We start from the raw sequence: 19,253 nt of genomic DNA on the forward strand, positions 1-19,253 counted from the left end.
GGGCGACGGCTGATGGTCCAGGTTCCGCACCCTCCAGCGGCGGCCGTCCCGATGGTGCGGCTGTCGAGTTTCTACTTCGCCTACTACGCGGCGCTGGGCGCATTCACGCCCTACTGGGCGCTGTACCTGCAGTCCCGGGGCATGTCCATCACCGCGATCAGCGTGATGATGAGCCTGTGGTACGCGACCCGCGTGGTCGCACCCACGACCTGGGCGACGCTGGCCGGGGCCTCGCCGCGCCCGATCCGCTGGCTGCGCATCGGCAGCGTGCTCACGGTGGCGAGCTTCGCCTGCTTCCTTCCGCAGCAGCCGGAATGGACGCTGTTCGCGGTGATGGTGGCGTTCTGCTTCTTCTACAACGCGGTGATGCCGCAGTTCGAGGCGATCACGCTGGGGCATCTCGGTGCCAACGCCCACCGCTACGGAACCGTGCGGGTCTGGGGCTCGATCGGCTTCATCCTGGTGACCTCGGGCTTCGGCTGGCTGATCGAGCACCGCGGCGCCGCCATCCTGCCGTGGGCGATGCTGCCGCTGTTCGCGCTGATGGCGCTGAGCGCCTTCGCCAACCGCGACGCCGGCCATGTCGGTCCGCGTGGTCCGGCGGGCGCCGGCTTCTGGAAGATCGTGCGGCAGCCGCGCGTGGCGGCGTTCCTGGTCGCGGCGTTCCTGGAGCAGCTTTCCTTCGGGCCTTACTACACCTTCTTCTCCGTCTACATGGACGGCCTGGGGTACTCGACCTCCATGCTCGGGCTGATGTGGACGGTGGGCGTGGTATTCGAGGTCGCGGTGTTTTTCACCATCGCCAGCGTCTTCCGCCGCTGGGACGCGAGCTGGCTGCTGCTGGTCTCGATGGCCAGCGCCGTGCTGCGCTGGTGGGCCACGGCGCTGTGGCCGGAGAGCCTGCCGGTGATGCTGGTCGCGCAGGCCACGCACGCCCTCAGCTTCGCGGCCTTCTTCGCCGCCGCCATGCAGCTGCTGGCACGCCACTTCCCGGGCCGCCTCAACGGCCACGCCCAAGGCCTGTTCTACGGGTTCTCGTCAGGCCTCGGCGGCGTACTCGGCGCCCTGATCGCCGGCCAGCTCTGGCCCTACGGCGACGGCCGCGTGGCCTTCCTCGCTGCGGGCGGCTTCGCCCTGGCCGGCTGTGTGATCGCCTGGATCTGGGTCGTGCCGAGGCGGGTGGGTTCCGGATAGGGCAAGAGCTTTTTCGGCCACGGATTCACGCGGATCACGCGGATCTGGCCGAGGCAAGTTTGGAAGGATTTTTGGAGTGGCTTGCACGTACCAGGCCAGACCCTGCGTAGCGCCCCTTCCAACAGCTTTTGCTTGATCCGCGTGATCCGCGTGAATCCGTGGCAAAAAGGCTCGTCGCCCTACCAGATCAGGTCGTCCGGCACCTGGTACTTCGGATCGGCATACGGGTCGTCGGCGGCCGGCGCGTTCGGGTCGACCCGGAGGGCGACGGCCTGCGGGAACACCGCTTCGGCTTCGGCCAGCGTGTCGAGGGTGACCACGAGGTAGCGGCCGTTGAGCTGCACGACGCCCAGTTCACCGGCGTTGATCGCGCGCAGCTGCGCTTCGGTCACGTGTACGCGCTTGATCTTGCCGCCGTACTCGAAGTGGCGGACGTGTTCGGCCTCGGCCACATTCAGGCCCTTGCCCTGCAGCAGCGTGGCCAGCTTCGCCTGCGCTTCGCGGCGCTGGCGCGCGGCTTCCTGCTTCTCCTGCTCGGCACGGATGCGCTCTTCCTTCTCGCGCTGCGCGCGGATGGCAAACGCCTTGGCAAGATCGATGTCGCCTTCGGCACGAGGCCCGCGCTGGCGACCGCCGCCACCGGGTGTCGACGCGCCCCTGCCCTCCTTCCTGCCCTGGCGGTCGGCCGCTGCCGGCCCCCTGCCCGGACCGCGCTCGTTGCGCGCGCCCTTGCCGCCGCCACGGTCGTTGCGTGCGAACTTCCCGGCGGGCGGCGTTCCGTCATTGCGACGCGGACCCTTGGGGCGCTCGGCAACGGGGGCCGGCTTGAAGCCCAGGCCCAGCAACTGGTCTTTGAGTGAATCGCTCATCGTCATTCAGTAGTGCGGCGGAGGTGGCTCATCGGCCGGGTTTCCGGTCGGGCCGGGGCGATCGGCGCGCAGCTCCTCGAGTGCGCGCCGCAGCAGGACATCGTTGCGCGACAGTTCCATGCGGGCTTCCGCCAGGGCGTCGTTGAGCTCGGCCAGCGCCTGCTCCTGGAAGGCCAGGCGCGTTTCCAGCTCCACCACCCGCGCCTCAATATCCGATGCCATGCTCAGGACACCTGCACCGAACGCCCGCGCCCGATGCCGTAATAGGCCAAGCCGGCGTCCTCGGCATCCCCGGGGGCATAGATGTTGCGGCCGTCGAACACCACGGCGTCGGCCAGCTGCGCGCGGATATGGGCCAGGTCGGCGCTGCGGAACTGCTTCCACTCAGTGACCACGACCAGCGCGTCGGCGCCCTCGAGGGCCTCGCTCGCCGAGCCGCACAGGACAAGGTCCTCGCGCTCGCCGAAGACCCGCCGCGCTTCGCCGGTCGCCTCTGGATCGTAGGCGCGGACGCGGGCGCCCGACGCCCACAGCTGCGCCAGCAGGCGCCGGCTGGAGGCCTCGCGCATGTCGTCCGTATCGGGCTTGAACGCCAGGCCCCAGACCGCGAAGGTCTTGCCGGCGATGCCGTCGTCGCCGTAGTGGCGCTGGATCAGGGCGTGCAGGTGGCCCTTCTGGCGTTCGTTCACCGCCTCCACCGCGTCAAGCAGCAGCGGCTGGTGCCCATGCTGCTGAGCGGTGCGTGCCAGCGCCTGGACGTCCTTCGGGAAGCAGGAGCCGCCGTAGCCGGCACCGGGATAGATGAAGTGCCAGCCGATGCGCGGATCCGAACCGATGCCCTTGCGCACCATCTCCACGTCGGCGCCCACGCGCTCGGCGATGTTGGAGATCTCGTTCATGAAGCTGATCTTGGTCGCGAGCATGGCGTTGGCCGCGTACTTGGTCAGCTCCGCCGAACGCACGTCCATGATCACGAAGCGGTCGTGGTTGCGGTTGAACGGCGCGTACAGGCGCTTGAGCTTTTCCGCGGCGGCGGCGCTGTCGACCCCGAGCACGATGCGGTCGGGACGCATGCAGTCCTCGACCGCCGCGCCCTCCTTCAGGAACTCCGGGTTGGAGACCACGTCGAAGGCGATGTCGACGCCACGCCCGGCCAGCACCGCGGAAATCGCCTCGCCCACGCGGGCGGCGGTACCGACCGGCACCGTCGACTTGTCGACCACGATCACCGGGCGCTCGAGGTGTTCGCCGATGGTGCGCGCCACCTCCAGCACGTACTGGAGGTCGGCGCTGCCGTCCTCGTCGGGCGGCGTGCCCACGGCGATGAACACCACTTCGCCGTGCGCGACCGCGCGCGCCGCATCGGTGGTGAACTCGAGCCGGCCGGCAGCGTGGTTGGCCTTCACCATCGGTTCCAGGCCCGGCTCGTAGATCGGGATGATGCCCCGCTTGAGGCCCTCGACCTTGCCGGCATCCACGTCGACGCAGACGACATCGTGCCCGACCTCCGCCAGGCAGGTGCCGGTGACCAGGCCGACGTAACCGGTGCCGAAGATGCTGACCCGCATGGCTTACTCCGCCGCCGCGTCCACGATGTCGAGCAGCTCGACCTCGAACACCAGCGCGCTGCCCGGCGCGATCGGACCACCCGGCGTGCCCATGTCGCCATAACCGAGGCTGCTCGGCAGCCAGAGCATGTACTTGCTGCCCGCCGACATCAGCTGGAGGCCTTCCTGCCAGCCGGGCACGACGCTCGACAGCGCGAACACAGCGGGCTCGCCGCGATCGTAGGAGCTGTCGAACACGGTGCCGTCGACCAGCGAGCCGCGGTAGTGGACGCTCACGCGGCTGTCGGGACCGGGCTTCGCGCCCTGGCCTTCCTCGAGCACCTTGTACTGCAGGCCGGACGCGGTGACCTGCACGCCTTCCTGCTTCGCGTTTTCCGCGAGGAAGGCCTCGCCGGCCTCGCGATTGGCGGCGGACATCTTGGTCTGCATGCGCTGGCCGAAGGCCTCGAAGGCCTGCCGCGCCTGCGCCTCGTCCATGAGCGGGGTTTCGCCATCCAGCGTGGCGCGCATGCCCTTGACCATGGCATCGACGTCGATCTCGTCCTTGACCTCGTCCAGCGTGCCGCCGATCTGCAGGCCGATGGCGTAGCCGGCCTGCTGCTTGGCGGTGGGCAGGCCAGGGATCCCGAGCGCGTCGGCGCTTGCGTCGGCGTCGGCGTCGGCAGACGCGGGCTTGGCCGCGTCGGGGTCGATCTTCTTGCAGGCGCCCAGGGCGACGAGGAGCGAAGCGGCCAGCAGGCTGGTCGCGATGGTGCGGACGGCAGTGTTCATCGATGTACCTCGGAAAGGGGGGCGGACAGCGGCGATCAGCGCAGCTGCAGGAGTTCGACGTCGAAGACCAGGGTGGCGTTGGGGGGAATGCTGCCGGGCGAGCCGTTACGACCGTAGGCGAGTTCGGAAGGGATCCAGAAGCGGTACTTCGCGCCCACCGGCATCAGCTGCAGGCCTTCGGTCCAGCCGGCAATCACCTGGCCCAGCCCGAAGGTCGCGGGATCGTTGCGTTCATAGGAGCTGTCGAAGACGGTGCCGTCGAGAAGCTTGCCCTCATAGTGCACGCGGACCTGCGAGCTCGCGGTCGGACGCGGGCCCGAGCCCTGGCGCAGCACCATGTACTGAAGTCCCGAGGCGGTGGTCACGACGCCCTTGACGCTGCGGTTGCCGGCAAGGAACGCGGCACCTTCGGTGGCATTGGCCTGGGCTGCGGCTTCGCTCTCGGCACGGGCGCGATCCTGAATGCGCTTGCTCAGCGCTTCCCGCACCGCGATCAGCTCCGCCTCGCCCAACAGCGGCTTGGTGCCGTCGAGCACCGTGGCCACGCCACGACCGAACACGGCCAGGTCGAGCTCGTCCTTGACCGGCGCCAGCGAACGGCCGACATCGGCGCCCACCAGCAGGCCGACCTTGCCGGCGTCCAACGACGGTGGCTGGCTGCCCGGCGCCATGCCCGGGATCTGCTGGCCGCCGCGCACGGCCACGCGCTGCATCAGCACAGGGGCGATCGCGGCCGCCTCTTCTTCGGTGACCAGTGGGTCGCCGCCCTCGAAGGCATGGGCCACCGCGCGCAGGAAGGCCGCGCGGTCGATATCGGGTCCCACGGCCTGGATCGAGTTACCGACGTCCATGCCGATCATGTAGCTGTTCTTTTCGCGCTCGGTGGACGGCACGGCGTTCTCCTGTGCAGATGCGGGGGCCAGCGACAGGGCCGCGGCAAATGACAGCGCGACCAGGCCGCGCAGCAAGGGTTTCATCGGGGATGCTCCTGGATACCGGCCGCTTCCACGCGGCGTCGAAGCGCCTATTGTCACGGCACGGGCCGCCTCGGGCAATCGCGGGCGACCCCTGCCATGAGTTGGGGACATCGGCGCTTGACGGGGTGTGTGGTGGTGTTATAGTTGCATACAACACCAGTCACCCCGAGCAGGACCCAAGCCATGGACCGCAAGCTCAACCACAGCCTGATCGCGCTCTCCGCTGCCGGCCTGGTCTTGGCCGCAGCCCTGCTGGTCGGCACCCCCCCCGACAGCAACGGCCTGTCCGGCGGCCCCGCCCAGGACGCATCCCCGGCCAGCGGCCTTGACGATGCGGAGGCCGCGCGCCGCGACCGTCGCAGCGCCCGGGGCGGACGGCGGGGACTGGCCATGCCCTATTTCTCGTTCGCCCGCGGCATGCGCCGTATCGGAGGCTGAGCCATGTCCGGCATCCAGTGGAGCGACAGCGCTCCCATCTACCGCCAGCTGAAGGAGCGCGTCATCGCGATGATGCTCGACGGCCAGCTCAAGCCCGGCGACGCCCTGCCCTCGGTGCGCCAGGTCGCGGCGGAGTACCAGCTCAACCCGATCACCGTGTCGCGCGCCTACCAGGAGCTCGCCGACGAGGCGCTCGTCGAGAAGCGCCGGGGCCTGGGCATGTTCGTGACCGAAGAAGCATCGAAGAAACTGCTCGGCAACGAGCGGGACCGCTTCCTGACCGAGGAATGGCCGCTGGTGCTTGAACGCATCCGGCTGCTGGGCCTCACGCCCGGGGAATTGCTGCGCGAAGGAGACGCCGCATGAACATGCAAGACACCGCCGTCATCGATGCCCGCGGGCTGCAGAAGATCTACAAGAACTCGCGGGCCCTCGACGGGGCCGCGTTCCGCGTCGAGCGCGGCCGCATCGTCGGCCTGATCGGCCCCAACGGCGCCGGCAAGACCACCGCGCTCAAGGCGATCCTCGGGCTGATCCCCTTCCAGGGCGACCTGTCCGTGCTGGGGCGCGATCCGCGCAGCCAGCGCAACCTGCTGATGAACGATGTCTGCTTCATCGCCGACGTCGCCGTGCTTCCCCGGTGGATGAGGGTCCGCGAGGCGATCGCCTTCGTCGAAGGCGTGCATCCGCGCTTCGACCGCGCGCGCTGCGAGCGCTTCCTGGCCAACACCAAGCTCACCCCGAAGATGCGGGTGCGCGAGATGTCCAAGGGCATGATCGTGCAGCTGCACCTGGCCCTGGTGATGGCCATCGACGCCCGCCTACTGGTGCTCGACGAGCCCACGCTGGGCCTGGACGTCCTCTATCGCAAGGAGTTCTACCAGCGCCTGCTGGAGGACTACTTCGACGAAGAGAAGACCATCGTCATCACCACCCACCAGGTCGAGGAAGTCGAGCACATCCTCACCGATGCCCTGTTCATCCGCGACGGCCGGATCGTGCTCGATGCGCCGATGGACGAGCTCGCCGCGCGCTTCACCGAGGTGCTGGTCGATGCAGGCCAGGCCGACGACGCGCGCGCGCTGTCGCCGATCGACGAGCGCAGCCTGCCGTTCGGCAAGACGGTGATGCTGTTCGACGGCGTCGAGCGCAGCGCCCTGGCCGCCTTCGGCGAAACCCGCACGCCGGGGCTCGCCGACCTCTTCGTCGCCACCATGAAGGGAACCTACTGATGAACGCGACAGTCGACACCCTGCCGGTCGCCAAGGCCCCGGCACACCGGACCCACCGCTTCGCGCTGCTGCTCAGGCGCGAATACTGGGAGCACAGGGGTGGCTTCTTCTGGGCGCCCACGATCGCGGCGGTGATCTCGCTGCTGCTGACCGCGATCCTCTTCGCGATCGCCCTGGTCGGCATGCGCAACGCCGACAGCGACGCGAAGGTGTTCCTCGACGATGGCAGGTCCATGTCCATCAACGGCCTCGACCTCGGCGTCCTGGCCGGGCAGCTCAGTGCGGAGGACAAGCTCCAGCTCGCCACCGGCATCGACCTGACCATGCTGCTGTCGTCGGCCTGGCCGTTCATCGTGATGGTGTTCGTGATGTTCTTCTACTGCCTGGGCGCGCTGTACGACGAACGCAAGGACCGCAGCGTCCTGTTCTGGAAGTCGCTGCCGGTGTCGGACGGCGAGACGGTGCTGTCCAAGATCGTCGCCGCCACGCTCGTCGTGCCCCTGCTGGCGACGCTCATCGCCATCGCCACCATGCTGGTGTTCCTGGTGCTGCTCAGCGCGGTGGTCGCGTACCACGGCGGCAATCCCTTCGAGCTCATCTGGGGTCCGGGCCATGCGCTGACCATTTCGCTGTCCCTGCTGGCAGTGATCCCGGTGTACGCGATCTGGGCACTGCCGACCGTGGGCTGGCTGATGCTCTGCTCGGCGTGGGCGCGCAGCGTGCCCTTCCTGTGGGCAGTGCTGGTGCCGGTGCTTGCCGGTGTATTCGTGACCATGTTCAGCGTGATGCGGCTGTTCGACCTCGGCGCCGAATGGTTCTGGAGCCACATCGTGGCGCGGATGCTGTTGGGCGTGGTCCCGCTGACGCCGTACGACCTGTCGCGCATGGACAGCGCGCACATCGAAAGCGCGGGCCTGGTCCACCTGATCGAGCCCGCGGCGGTCTACGGCAACCTGCTGCAGCCCGCCACCTGGATCGGTGCCGCGGCGGGCGTGGCCATGCTGCTGGTCGCCACCCGCCTGCGCCGCTGGCGCGACGAGGGCTGAACCCAGCCCGCCGCAATCCATGACACGAACACGAGGTGCCACCATGCGAATGACCCCGAACACGTTCTTCATCGCACTCTGCGTGCTGGGCCTGGCCGCTGCGCCGGCGCAGGCCGATGACGACCGCGCCTGCAAGCACAGCACGGCGCAGTCCCTGACGCTCGACATCGGCGACGCCCGCGTCATCGAGTTCGACGTCGGTGCCAGCAAGTTGCGCCTGGACGGCAAGTCCGGCAAGGCCGGCAGCCTGCAGGGCCGCGCCTGCGGTTCGAGCGAAAGCGAGCTCGCGCGCCTGAGCCTCGAGCAGTCACGCGAAGGCGACCGCCTGGTGGTGCGCCTGGCCCGCGAGGAGCGCGTTGGATTGAGTTTCGGCAACCGCTACGCGTACTTCGATCTCTCCGGCACGGTGCCTGACAACATGCCCATCGTGATCGGGGTGGGTTCGGGCGATGCCTGGGCGACCGGTCTCTCCGAACTCGGCCTCACCGTCGGCTCCGGCGATGCCGATGCGCGCCGGATCGCGGGCGAAGTGGATGCACGCGTCGGCTCCGGCGACATCGTACTGGCCGACATCGGCAGCCTGAACGTGGGCTCGATCGGCTCCGGCGACCTCGAAGCGCGCGGCGTCCGCGGCGACGCCCGCGTCGGCAGCATCGGTTCCGGCGACCTGGGCCTGCGTGATGTCCGCGGCAGCGTGGACATCGGTTCGATCGGCTCGGGCGATGCCGACCTCGAGCGCATCGGCGGCAGCGTCGATATCGGCTCGGTGGGTTCGGGGGACATCGACGTCAGTGGCGTCGCCGGCGACCTGCGCGTGCGCGCGCTGGGCAGCGGCTCGGTCGACCACGATGGCGTCACCGGCAAGGTCGACCTGCCGCGCAAGCGCTGAACCCGTCGCGTGCGGAACCCCGCACGCGGCATCGCGGCTAGACTCGCTGCAGCCACGCCGCAGGACGCGGCGTCGCCCCCGCCAGCCGAGGCCGCCATGCACGACACTGTCTGGGACGCCGGCGCACCACGCGCCATCCTCCTCGCCACCGACCTCGACGGGCGCTGCGACCGCGCGCTCGACCGCGCCGTGGCCGTGGCCCGGCAGTGGCAGGCGAAGCTCGTCGTGCTGACCGTCGTGGAACCCCCGGCGGCGCCACCGCCGCGCATCGGTACCCCCGCCCCGCCACGCGCCAGCGAAGCCGCGTTGCGCGCGGCGGCGCGCCTGCGCCGCGACGTCGGCCCGGCCGCGAGCGGACTGGATTTCGAATTGCTGGTGCGCGAAGGACAGGTCGGCAGCTGCATCGAAGCGGTCGCCGCGGAAACCGGCAGCAGCCTGCTCGTCACCGGCGTGGCCCATGACGCCCTCTTCGGGCGCCACCTGCTCGGCTCGACCGTCACCTGGCTCGCGCGGCAGGGACGGCTTCCACTGCTGATCGTCCGCGACCGGGCGCACGCGCCATACGCACGCATGGTCGTGTCGAGCGATTTCTCGCCGTCCTCCGCACGCGCGCTGGACGTCGCCCGCGAGCTCTTCCCGGACGCCGGGGCCACGCTGTTCAGCGCATTCGAGGTGCCCTACCTCGGCCTCCGCGACGGCGATCGTGACGAAAGCGTGGCGCAGGTGCATGACGACACGTTGCGCGCGGCGGCCGGCTTCCTGGCCGAGCACGGCCATCCCGGCCTGCCCGTGGCCGCGGCACACGGCGACGCCGCCATCCGCCTCGCGGAACATGCCCTCGCCACCGCCGCGGACCTGGTGGTGGTGGCCAGTCACGGCCGCAACGCGCTCTTCCACCTGGTGATCGGCAGCGTGGCACGCGAGATCCTGGACGCGAGCCCCTGCGACACCCTGCTGGTACCGCAAGCGAAAGCGCGCAGGGCCGCGTCCGACTGAATCCGCTGCCGCGCGCGCCCGGGCTCAGCCCTGGATCCCGCCTCGCGTCAGCGCCAGCGGATCAAGCAGCGCGCGCAGCTTCGCCTCCGGCATCCCGGTCGCTTCAACCGCGACCTCCAGCACCGGCCGCCCCTCGCGGTAGGCCTGCTTGGCGATCGCCGCCGCCTTCTCGTAGCCGATCACCGGGTTGAGCGCGGTGACAAGGATGGGATTGCGCTCCACCGCCGCGCCGACCACGTCGCGCCGCACCTGCAGTCCGGCGATGACGCGATCGGCCAGCAGCCGCGATACCGCCGACAGCAGCCCGATCGACTCCAGCAGGTTGTTCGCGATCAGCGGCAGCGCGACGTTGAGCTGGAAGTTCCCGCCCTGCCCGGCCACCGTGACCGCGACGTGGTGCCCCATGACCTGGGCACAGGCCATCACCGTGGCTTCGGGGATCACCGGATTGACCTTGCCCGGCATGATCGAGCTGCCCGGCTGCAGCGCAGGCAGTTCCACTTCGCCCAGTCCCGCCAGCGGTCCCGAGTTCATCCAGCGCAGGTCGTTGGCGATCTTGGTCAGCGCCACGGCCAGCACGTTGAGCTGGCCCGACAGCTCCACCGCATCGTCCTGCGACGCGATGCCTTCGAACTTGTCCGCGGCCGACTCGAAGCGCGTGCCCGTCGTCGTCGACAGCCCCCGGCTCACCGCCTTGCCGAAGCGCGGATCGGCATTGATGCCGGTGCCGATGGCGGTGCCCCCGATCGGCAGCCGCCGCAGGCGCTTGAGCGCATCGGCCAGTCGCGCCTCCGCCGACGCAAGCTGTGATGACCAGGCGCCGAACTCCTGGGCGAAGGTCAGCGGCATCGCGTCCATCAGGTGCGTGCGACCGGTCTTGACCACCTTGCCCAGCGAGCGCGCGCGACGGTCGATGGTCCGCCGCAGGTGTTTCAGCGCAGGCAGCAGGTCCTCGACGACCGCCAGCTGCGCCGACACCCGCAGGGCAGTCGGGATGACGTCGTTCGAACTCTGGCCGAGGTTGACGTGGTCGTTCGGATGCACGCGCTTCTTCCCCGCGCGCGTGGCGAGGGTCGCGATGACCTCGTTGGCGTTCATGTTCGACGAGGTGCCCGAGCCGGTCTGGTAGATGTCGATCGGGAAATGGGCATCGTGCTCACCGGCGGCGACGGCGTTGGCCGCCTTGCGGATCGACGCCGCCAGGCCTTTGGGCAGCAGGCCGAAGCCGGCATTGGCATCGGCGGCGGCAGCCTTCACCAACCCCAGCGCACGGATGAACCCGCGCGGCATCGGCCGCCCGCTGACGGGGAAGTTGTCCACCGCGCGCTGGGTCGACGCGCCCCACAGCGCATCGGCGGGCACCTGCAGTTCGCCCATGCTGTCGTGCTCGGTTCGAAAGCCCGTGTTGGCCATGTCGTCCTCCAGTCCGTTTCACTGGAGGATACGCCGCGCCTCGTGTGGGCCTGCGCCTCGTGGGGGTTGGTGCCTCAGGTGGAGCCGGCCTCGGGCAGGTCCGCGCCGCAGGAGACGGCTGGCGGGGGGAGAGGCCGTTCCCTAAGCCACGCGGCCCCCCTGTGCGCCGATGCTCAACGAAAGCAATCTCTCCCGAAGCCGCACAACCGCACACCCGCGAAAGCGTGCCGCTGCGCGGTGGGTATGGACAGCGCACATGGATGTGCGCGGTAGGCGATTCAGCCATGGACGGCTGCTTCGCCGGTCCATACCCACCGCGCAGCGGCACGCTCCCACACGAAGCCGGCACGCCAGGAAGCCTGGAAAGCCCCGCACAACCATCCGGCAACCCCAACACCCGCCGAGTAGAATGTCCGGCCTCACAACGCCGAAGCCCGCCATGCCCGCCCTCGACCCGCTGCTCGCCCTCTCCCCGCTCGACGGCCGTTATGCCGGCAAGGTGGAGGCGCTGAGGCCGGTGTTCTCCGAGTTCGGGCTGATCCACGCCCGCGTGCGCGTGGAAGTGGAGTGGCTGCTGGCGCTGGCCGCCGAACCCGGCGTTCCGGAACTGGCCCCGTTCGACGAGGCCGCCACCGCCCGCCTCCACGCCCTGGCCCAGGGTTTCTCGCCCGCAGACGCCGCGCGGGTGAAGGAAATCGAGCGGACCACCAACCACGACGTCAAGGCGGTCGAGTACTTCATCAAGGAGCGCCTGGCCGACGAGGCAGCGCTCGGGCCGGCGCTTGAGTTCGTGCACTTCGCCTGCACCAGCGAAGACATCAACAACCTGTCCTACGGCTTGATGCTCGACGCCGCGCGCCGCGAGGTGATGCTGCCGGCGCTGGACGACGTCACTGCCACCCTGCGCGGCATGGCGCACGAATTCGCCGCGCTGCCGATGCTCTCGCGCACGCACGGCCAGACCGCCTCGCCGACCACCGTGGGCAAGGAGATCGCCAACGTGGTGGCGCGGCTGGAGCGCCAGCGCGCGCAGCTGGTGGCGGTGTCGCTGACCGGCAAGGCCAATGGTGCCGTGGGCAACTACAACGCCCACGTGGCCGCCTACCCTGATGTCGACTGGCCGGCGTTCTCGCGCCGCTTCGTCGAATCGCTGGGCCTGGACTTCAATCCGTACACGACCCAGATCGAGCCGCACGACTGCATCGCCGAGATCGCCGACGTGCAGAAGCGCATCGCCACCATCTGCATCGATCTCTGTCGCGATGTCTGGGGCTATATCTCGCTGGGCTATTTCAAACAGGCCGTGAAGGCCGGCGAAGTCGGCAGCTCGACCATGCCGCACAAGGTCAACCCGATCGACTTCGAGAACGCCGAGGGCAACTTCGGGATCAGCGTGGCCCTGTTCGAGCACTTCGCCACCAAGCTGCCCGTCAGCCGCTGGCAGCGCGACCTCACCGATTCCACCGTGCTGCGTGCCCTGGGCACGGCCTTCGGCCACGCGCTGGTCGGCTTCGACGCGCTCGGGCGCGGGCTTGGCAAGCTCAGCACCAACCCCGAGCGCCTGGCCGCGGACCTCGACGCCGCCTGGGAAGTCCTGGCCGAAGCCGTGCAGACGGTGATGCGCCGCCACGGCCTGCCCAGCCCCTACGAACAACTCAAGGCGCTCACGCGTGGCCAGGGCATCACCGCCGAGTCCATGCGCGCGTTCATCACCGGCCTCGAGCTGCCGGACGACGAACGCCGGCGCCTGCTCGAACTCACTCCGGGTGCGTACACCGGACTCGCTGAAGACCAGGCACGTGCGGTCTGACCGCCGCCGACCGACACAGGAACCGACCATGGCCAAGCGCGCCACCACCCTTCCCTTCGAAGTCCGGGCCAAACCGGGCCAGCCGCTGGGAATGGCATCCCGCGTCTTTCTGCGCGACTACTGGCAGAAGCGCCCGCTGCTCATCCGCGGCGCCTTCCCGGGCTACGTCTCGCCGATCGAACCCGACGACCTCGCCGGCCTGGCCTGCGAGGAGGGCGTGCTCGCCCGCCTGATCCAGCACGACCGCGCCACCGATGCCTGGACCGTGGGTAGCGGGCCCCTTCCCGAAGAGATCTTCGCGGAGTTGGGCGACCGCGACTGGACGCTCCTGGTCCAGGACATGGACAAGTGGGACCCGGACATCGCCGACCTGCTGCCGGCCTTTGCCTTCCTGCCGCGCTGGCGGGTGGACGACGTGATGGTCAGCTTCGCCGCGACCGGCGGTTCGGTTGGCGCGCACGTCGACCAGTACGACGTCTTCCTGCTCCAGGCCATGGGCCACCGGCGCTGGCAGATCGACGCCTCCGACGCGATGGGCCGCGGCAAGCCGCCGCTGGACTTCCGTAACGACGTCGAGATCAAGCTGCTGCGCGAGTTCACGCCCACCCACGACTGGGTGCTGGAACCGGGCGACATGCTCTACCTGCCGCCCGACGTGCCCCACCACGGCGTGGCCGAGGATCCCTGCCTGACCTTCTCGCTGGGCATGCGCGCGCCCTCGGTCGCGGAGCTCATGGGCGACTACGTCGATACCCTGGCCGCCGAAGCCGACGAGGCCCTGCGTTACAAGGATGCGGACCTCGATCCGGCCCGCGACCCGCACGAGATCGACGCTGCCGCAATGGCGCGCGTGGTCGAAGCGCTCAACGCCGTGCGCATGGCCGATGCCGATGCGCTGGGCGACTGGTTCGGGCGTTTCATCACCGTGTATCGCGCGGCCGCCGGCCCTGGACACGGCGACGGCCAGCCGCTGGCGACCGACGAACTGTCCCGTGCACTGGCCGGTGGGCTGCTGCTGCAGCGCTACCCGTGGACCCGCGTCGCCTGGCGCCGTGCCGCGAAGGGCGCCCGCCTCTACGCCGCCGGCCAGGCCTGGCCGCTGCCGGTGGCCGATGCGAAGCGCCTCGCCGCCAACGCATGGCTGGATGCCGGCACCTGGGTCGCGCTCTCCGCGGCCGGGCGCGACTGCGTCGCCGGACTGCTGGCCGAAGGCCACTACCGGCTGGAAAGTCCGGACGACGAAACGCCATGAACACCCGCGGCGCCGCGGGAGACACGCTCGCCATCACCGATCGCGAAGAAGCGGTCGAGGCCACGGTGAGCCTGGTCACCAGCGCCCGCCGCCGCATCCGCATCCTCAGCCGGGTGCTCGACCCGGGCCTGTATGACGACCCGCGGGTGCTGGAGGCCTTGCGCGTCTTCGCCACCTCGACCACCGACGCCGAGGTGCGGCTACTGGTCCTGGACGCCACCGCCATCCAGCGTGCCCATGCCCCGCTGCTGGCGCTGGCCCAGCGCCTGCCCAGCGTGTTCCAGTTCCGCGAGCTGGCCGATCCCGTCGACCGCGCCCGCGCCGATGCCTTCATCGCCACCGACAACGGCGGCTGCTACCACCGCGAATTCGGCCATCGTTTCGACGGCGAGGCGATGCCGTCGGGAGCCGGACGCGCGCGCCAGCTGGTGGAAGCCTTCGACCCGGTCTGGGAGCGTTCCCGGCCCTGCAGCGAGCTGCGCGCCCTCGGCCTCTGAGCCGCGTCCCTACGCCCCGCAGGCGGAACGCTCAATGACCGGTACGTGATGCGTCGCAAGGGCGCGTCCGGCTATAATTGCGCTTTCCCCCCGCCCCCGCGCCGCGGCCGCATTCATCAATGCGGGACTGGCGCGCGCCAATCCTGAAAGAGCCCGCCCAACCGACGTGGACAGTCTTCTGAAGCAGTTTGCGCAGTCCTCCCAGCTCGGCGCCAATGCCGCCTTCATCGAGGACCTGTACGAGCAGTATCTCGTGGACCCCGACAGCGTCGGCGACAAGTGGAAGGCCTGGTTCGACGGATTCAAGGGTCGCGAAGCGGGGGACGTTCCCCACTCCGTGGTCATGGATGCCGTGGCCCGCGCCGGCCGCGAGGCCCGCAATGGCGTGGTGGTCTCCGCCGGCGGCGGTGACCTCGAGGCCCAGCGCAAGCAGGGCTCGGTGCTCAAGCTGATCACCGCCTACCGCTCGCGCGGCCACCTTCGCGCGGCCACCGATCCGCTCGGCATGTCCGAGCTGCCGGAGGCGCCCGATCTCGAGCTGCCCTTCCACGGGCTGTCCGATGCCGACCTCGACGCCGAGTTCGCCACCGGTCCCGGCGGCGGCACCAGCACCTTCGGCGGCGCGCCGCGCATGCGCCTGCGCGAGCTGCTGGGCCTGCTCCAGGCCACCTATGCCGGCCCCATCGGCGCCGAGTTCATGCACATCCCCGAAGCCGCGCAGCGGCGCTGGATGTACGAGCGCATGGAAACCGCCGGTGGCCGCTACAGCCACACCCCGGACGAGCAGCGCCGCATCCTCGAGCGCCTCACCGCGGCCGAGGGCCTGGAGCGCTACCTGCATACCAAGTACGTCGGCCAGAAGCGCTTCTCGCTGGAAGGCGGCGACTCCCTGATCCCGCTGCTCGACACCGTGATCCGCAGCGCCGGCAACGACGGCGTCAAGGACATCGTGATCGGCATGGCCCACCGCGGCCGCCTCAACGTGCTGGTCAACACGCTGGGCAAGAGCCCGCGCAAGCTGTTCGACGAGTTCGAGGGCAAGTTCGAGTACGACCCGCGCGCCCACGCCGGCGACGTGAAGTACCACATGGGCTTCTCCGCCGACGTCGTCACCGACGGCGGCCCGGTGCACCTGGCGCTGGCCTTCAATCCGTCCCACCTCGAGATCGTCGACCCCGTGGTCGCCGGCTCCGTGCGTTCGCGCCAGGAGCGCCGCCACGACGAGGACCGCCGCCAGGTGATGCCGATCCTGATCCACGGCGACGCGGCCTTCGCCGGCCAGGGCGTGGTGATGGAACTGTTCCAGATGTCGCAGGCCCGCGGCTTCGCGGTCGGCGGCACGGTGCACGTCGTGGTCAACAACCAGGTCGGCTTCACCACCAGCAACGTGGCCGATGCCCGCTCCACGCTGTACTGCACCGACGTCGCCAAGATGATCGGCGCGCCGGTGCTGCACGTGAACGCCGACGACCCCGAAGCCGTGGCCTTCGCCGCGCGCCTGGCCTACGACTTCCGCCAGGAATTCCGCAAGGACGTGGTGATCGACCTGGTCTGCTATCGCCGCCACGGCCACAACGAGGCCGACGAGCCGGCGATCACCCAGCCGGTGATGTACCAGGTCATCCGCCAGCACAAGACCACCCGCGAGCTCTACGCGACCACCCTAGAGGAACGCGGCGTGCTGCCGGCCAAGGGCGGCCAGGCACTCGTCGACGCCTTCCGCGACAAGCTTGATTCCGGCGAGGTCACCACGGAGCTTGCAAAGGTCGAGAAGACCCCTCGCGAGAGCCGCCTGTTCGTCGATTGGCCCGGTTTGCTCGAGGGCAACCTCACCGACAAGGTCGACACCACGGTGCCGGCGAAGAAGCTCAAGGCGCTGGCCCAGTCGATCACCACCATCCCCGACGAGGTCAAGCTGCACTCGCGCGTGGCCAAGGTCTATGACGACCGCCGCAAGATGGCCGCCGGTGATGCGGGTGCCGACTGGGGCTTCGCCGAGAACCTCGCCTACGCCACCCTGCTCGACGAAGGCTACGGCCTGCGCCTGGTGGGCCAGGACGTCGGCCGCGGCACCTTCACCCATCGCCACGCGATCCTCCACGACCAGACCACCGACGGCTATTACCTGCCGCTGCGCCAGCTGGTCGACCGTCCGGAGCGCGCCACCGTGATCGACTCGCTGCTCAGCGAGGAGGCGGTGATGGCCTACGAGTACGGTTTCTCCACCACCGACCCGAGCACGCTGTGCATCTGGGAGGGCCAGTTCGGCGACTTCGCCAACGGCGCGCAGGTGGTGATCGACCAGTTCATCGCCTCGGGCGAAGCCAAGTGGGGCCGCCTCAGCGGACTGACCCTGTTGCTGCCGCATGGTTACGAAGGCCAGGGCCCCGAGCACAGCTCGGCCCGCCTGGAGCGCTTCCTGCAGCTGTGCGCGCTCGACAACATGCTGGTCTGCGTGCCGTCCACGCCCGCCCAGGCCTTCCACATGCTGCGCCGGCAGATGCGGATGAGCACCCGCAAGCCGCTGGTGGTGATGTCGCCGAAGTCGCTGCTGCGCCACAAGCTGGCGGTCTCGAGCCTGGAAGAACTCGCCAACGGCGAGTTCCGCCACCTGATCGGCGACGCCTCGGCGGATCCGAAGAAGGTCACGCGCGTGGTCCTGTGCTCGGGCAAGGTCTATTACGACCTGCTGGAGGAAAAGGAAAAGCGCGGCCGGGACGATGTCGCCCTGGTGCGCGTCGAGCAGCTCTATCCCTTCCCGCGCGCCGCGCTGGTCGAGGAACTCGGCCGCTACGACAAGGCGACCTCGGTCGTCTGGTGCCAGGAAGAGCCGCAGAACCAGGGCGCGTGGTACCAGATCCGCCACCACCTGCAGGCCTGCGTGCCGGCCAAGCTGGAGCTGCACTATGCCGGCCGCCAGCGCTCGCCCTCGCCCGCCGTCGGCCACTTCGCCGACCATGTCGTCGAGCAGCAGCAGCTGGTCGACGATGCCCTCGCCTCGCCCGTCGGCAGCGTTTTCGCCGCCGACTGACCCCACACACGCTGACAGCCACGACCAGGACGCATCAAGACCATGGCCACCGAGATCAAGGTACCGGTACTCCCCGAATCCGTTTCCGACGCCACCATCGCCACCTGGCACAAGAAGGTGGGCGACGCCGTCGCGCGCGACGAGAACATCGTCGACCTCGAGACCGACAAGGTGGTGCTCGAGGTCCCCTCGACCGTCGAGGGCGTGATCAAGGAACTGAAGTACGCCGAGGGTGACACCGTCACCAGCCAGCAGGTGCTGGCGGTGATCGAGGAAGGCGCCGCCCCGGCGAAGGCTGCCGACGCGCCGAAGGAAGAGCCCGCCGCCGGCGCGCAGGAAGTGCAGCCCAAGGCCGCCGCCGCCAAGGCCGAGGCCAAGGCACCTGCCTCCACGCGTCCAGACCCGGCCTCGGGCACCGACAGCCTTCCCCCGGGCGCGCGCTTCACCGCGGTGAAGGACGGCATCGACCCCGCGCAGGTCGAAGGCACCGGCCGCCGCGGCGCGGTGACCAAGGAAGACCTGGTCAACTACGCCTCGGGCAAGACCGCCGGGGTCTCCGGCGGCGCACGTCCGGAAGAGCGCGTGCCGATGACCCGCATCCGCAAGCGCATCGCCGAGCGCCTGATGCAGTCGAAGGAGTCGACCGCGATGCTGACCTCGTTCAACGAGGTCAACCTGGGCAAGGTCATGGCCATGCGCAAGGAGCTGGGCGAGTCCTTCCAGAAGCAGCACGGCGTCAAGCTCGGCTTCATGAGCTTCTTTGCCAAGGCGGCTGCCAACGCGCTGCAGAAGTACCCGGTGGTCAACGCCTCGGTCGACGGCGACGACATCATCTACCACGGCTATGCCGACATCTCGATCGCGGTGTCGACCGAGAAGGGCCTGGTGACGCCGGTGCTGCGCAACGTCGAGCGCATGGGCTTCGCCGACATCGAGCTGCAGATCGGCGACTACGCGAAGAAGGCGCGCGACGGCAAGCTGTCGCTGGACGACCTGCAGGGCGGCACCTTCACGATCACCAACGGCGGCACCTTCGGCTCGCTGATGTCGACGCCGATCGTCAATCCGCCGCAGTCCGCGATCCTGGGCATGCACACCATCAAGGAGCGCCCGATCGTCGAGAACGGCGCCGTGGTCGCCGCGCCGATGATGTACATCGCGCTCAGCTACGACCACCGCATCATCGACGGCAAGGACGCGGTGCTGTTCCTGGTGGACATCAAGGACCAGCTGGAAAATCCGCACCGCATGCTCCTGGGCATGTAAGAAA

General features: G+C 69.4%; 18 protein-coding genes. 12 read left to right on the forward strand and 6 right to left on the reverse strand.

The features are described 5' to 3' along the window. Positions 1 to 12: 12 nt before the first annotated feature. The gene (locus tag ACW5F0_RS03380) at positions 13 to 1,194 is read left to right on the forward strand and encodes an MFS transporter (protein WP_456964615.1); all 1,182 of its coding nucleotides are present in this window, start codon (positions 13 to 15) and stop codon (positions 1,192 to 1,194) included. A gap of 179 nt (positions 1,195 to 1,373) precedes the next feature. On the opposite strand, the gene ACW5F0_RS03385 is transcribed toward ACW5F0_RS03380, so the two are convergent. The 5 genes from ACW5F0_RS03385 to ACW5F0_RS03405 are packed head-to-tail and all read right to left on the reverse strand — an operon-like array spanning position 1,374 to position 5,379. Continuing rightward, positions 1,374 to 2,063, reverse strand: a complete 690-nt coding sequence (locus ACW5F0_RS03385; RefSeq protein WP_456964616.1) for a DUF2058 domain-containing protein — start codon at positions 2,061 to 2,063, stop codon at positions 1,374 to 1,376. Positions 2,064 to 2,069: 6 nt separating this feature from the next. Further along, on the reverse strand, positions 2,070 to 2,285 hold the full coding sequence (locus ACW5F0_RS03390; RefSeq protein ID WP_456964617.1) for a SlyX family protein: 216 nt from the start codon (positions 2,283 to 2,285) through the stop codon (positions 2,070 to 2,072). A gap of 2 nt (positions 2,286 to 2,287) precedes the next feature. After that, positions 2,288 to 3,631 (reverse strand): UDP-glucose dehydrogenase family protein, encoded by a 1,344-nt coding sequence (locus ACW5F0_RS03395; protein WP_456964618.1) that lies wholly within the window; start codon positions 3,629 to 3,631, stop codon positions 2,288 to 2,290. A 3-nt stretch (positions 3,632 to 3,634) separates the two neighbouring features. Then, the gene (locus tag ACW5F0_RS03400; protein ID WP_456999017.1) at positions 3,635 to 4,402 is read right to left on the reverse strand and encodes an FKBP-type peptidyl-prolyl cis-trans isomerase N-terminal domain-containing protein; all 768 of its coding nucleotides are present in this window, start codon (positions 4,400 to 4,402) and stop codon (positions 3,635 to 3,637) included. A gap of 35 nt (positions 4,403 to 4,437) precedes the next feature. Then, positions 4,438 to 5,379, reverse strand: a complete 942-nt coding sequence (locus tag ACW5F0_RS03405; RefSeq protein WP_456964620.1) for an FKBP-type peptidyl-prolyl cis-trans isomerase — start codon at positions 5,377 to 5,379, stop codon at positions 4,438 to 4,440. A gap of 183 nt (positions 5,380 to 5,562) precedes the next feature. Here ACW5F0_RS03405 and ACW5F0_RS03410 point away from each other — a divergent pair, with 183 nt between their 5' ends. From ACW5F0_RS03410 to ACW5F0_RS03435, 6 genes are all read left to right on the forward strand, one after another. Continuing rightward, positions 5,563 to 5,817, forward strand: a complete 255-nt coding sequence (locus ACW5F0_RS03410; protein WP_456999018.1) for a hypothetical protein — start codon at positions 5,563 to 5,565, stop codon at positions 5,815 to 5,817. Between the two features lie 3 nt (positions 5,818 to 5,820). Then, positions 5,821 to 6,183, forward strand: coding sequence for a GntR family transcriptional regulator (locus ACW5F0_RS03415; protein ID WP_456964622.1), 363 nt, complete (start codon positions 5,821 to 5,823; stop codon positions 6,181 to 6,183). After that, positions 6,180 to 7,049 (forward strand): ABC transporter ATP-binding protein, encoded by an 870-nt coding sequence (locus ACW5F0_RS03420; protein WP_456999019.1) that lies wholly within the window; start codon positions 6,180 to 6,182, stop codon positions 7,047 to 7,049. Before ACW5F0_RS03415 ends, ACW5F0_RS03420 begins: the two co-directional genes overlap by 4 nt. After that, positions 7,049 to 8,095 carry a hypothetical protein gene (locus ACW5F0_RS03425; protein WP_456999020.1) on the forward strand — a complete coding sequence of 349 codons (1,047 nt, stop codon included), beginning with the start codon at positions 7,049 to 7,051 and terminating at the stop codon, positions 8,093 to 8,095. The genes ACW5F0_RS03420 and ACW5F0_RS03425 overlap by 1 nt, the downstream gene beginning before the upstream one ends. A 49-nt stretch (positions 8,096 to 8,144) precedes the next feature. Then, positions 8,145 to 8,984, forward strand: coding sequence for a hypothetical protein (locus tag ACW5F0_RS03430; RefSeq protein ID WP_456999021.1), 840 nt, complete (start codon positions 8,145 to 8,147; stop codon positions 8,982 to 8,984). 96 nt (positions 8,985 to 9,080) lie between these two features. Then, the gene (locus ACW5F0_RS03435; protein ID WP_456964626.1) at positions 9,081 to 9,980 is read left to right on the forward strand and encodes a universal stress protein; all 900 of its coding nucleotides are present in this window, start codon (positions 9,081 to 9,083) and stop codon (positions 9,978 to 9,980) included. 24 nt (positions 9,981 to 10,004) lie between these two features. Here the strand turns inward: ACW5F0_RS03435 and ACW5F0_RS03440 are convergent, their stop codons facing one another. Continuing rightward, positions 10,005 to 11,393, reverse strand: coding sequence for a class II fumarate hydratase (locus tag ACW5F0_RS03440; protein WP_456999022.1), 1,389 nt, complete (start codon positions 11,391 to 11,393; stop codon positions 10,005 to 10,007). Positions 11,394 to 11,832: 439 nt separating this feature from the next. Between ACW5F0_RS03440 and purB the strand changes: the two genes are divergently transcribed. From purB to sucB, 5 genes are all read left to right on the forward strand, one after another. Further along, positions 11,833 to 13,203 (forward strand): adenylosuccinate lyase, encoded by a 1,371-nt coding sequence (gene purB, locus ACW5F0_RS03445; RefSeq protein ID WP_456999023.1) that lies wholly within the window; start codon positions 11,833 to 11,835, stop codon positions 13,201 to 13,203. A 28-nt stretch (positions 13,204 to 13,231) separates the two neighbouring features. Beyond that, complete coding sequence (locus ACW5F0_RS03450; protein WP_456964629.1) at positions 13,232 to 14,455, forward strand: JmjC domain-containing protein; 1,224 nt, start codon at positions 13,232 to 13,234, stop codon at positions 14,453 to 14,455. Further along, positions 14,452 to 14,952: a DUF7931 domain-containing protein gene (locus ACW5F0_RS03455; protein ID WP_456999024.1), complete on the forward strand. Its 501-nt coding sequence runs from the start codon at positions 14,452 to 14,454 to the stop codon at positions 14,950 to 14,952. The genes ACW5F0_RS03450 and ACW5F0_RS03455 overlap by 4 nt, the downstream gene beginning before the upstream one ends. A gap of 166 nt (positions 14,953 to 15,118) precedes the next feature. Then, positions 15,119 to 17,983 carry a 2-oxoglutarate dehydrogenase E1 component gene (locus ACW5F0_RS03460; protein ID WP_456999025.1) on the forward strand — a complete coding sequence of 955 codons (2,865 nt, stop codon included), beginning with the start codon at positions 15,119 to 15,121 and terminating at the stop codon, positions 17,981 to 17,983. 42 nt (positions 17,984 to 18,025) lie between these two features. After that, positions 18,026 to 19,249 (forward strand): dihydrolipoyllysine-residue succinyltransferase, encoded by a 1,224-nt coding sequence (gene sucB, locus ACW5F0_RS03465; RefSeq protein ID WP_456964633.1) that lies wholly within the window; start codon positions 18,026 to 18,028, stop codon positions 19,247 to 19,249. Positions 19,250 to 19,253: the final 4 nt, after the last annotated feature.

Source organism: Luteimonas sp. A534 (assembly GCF_054072805.1).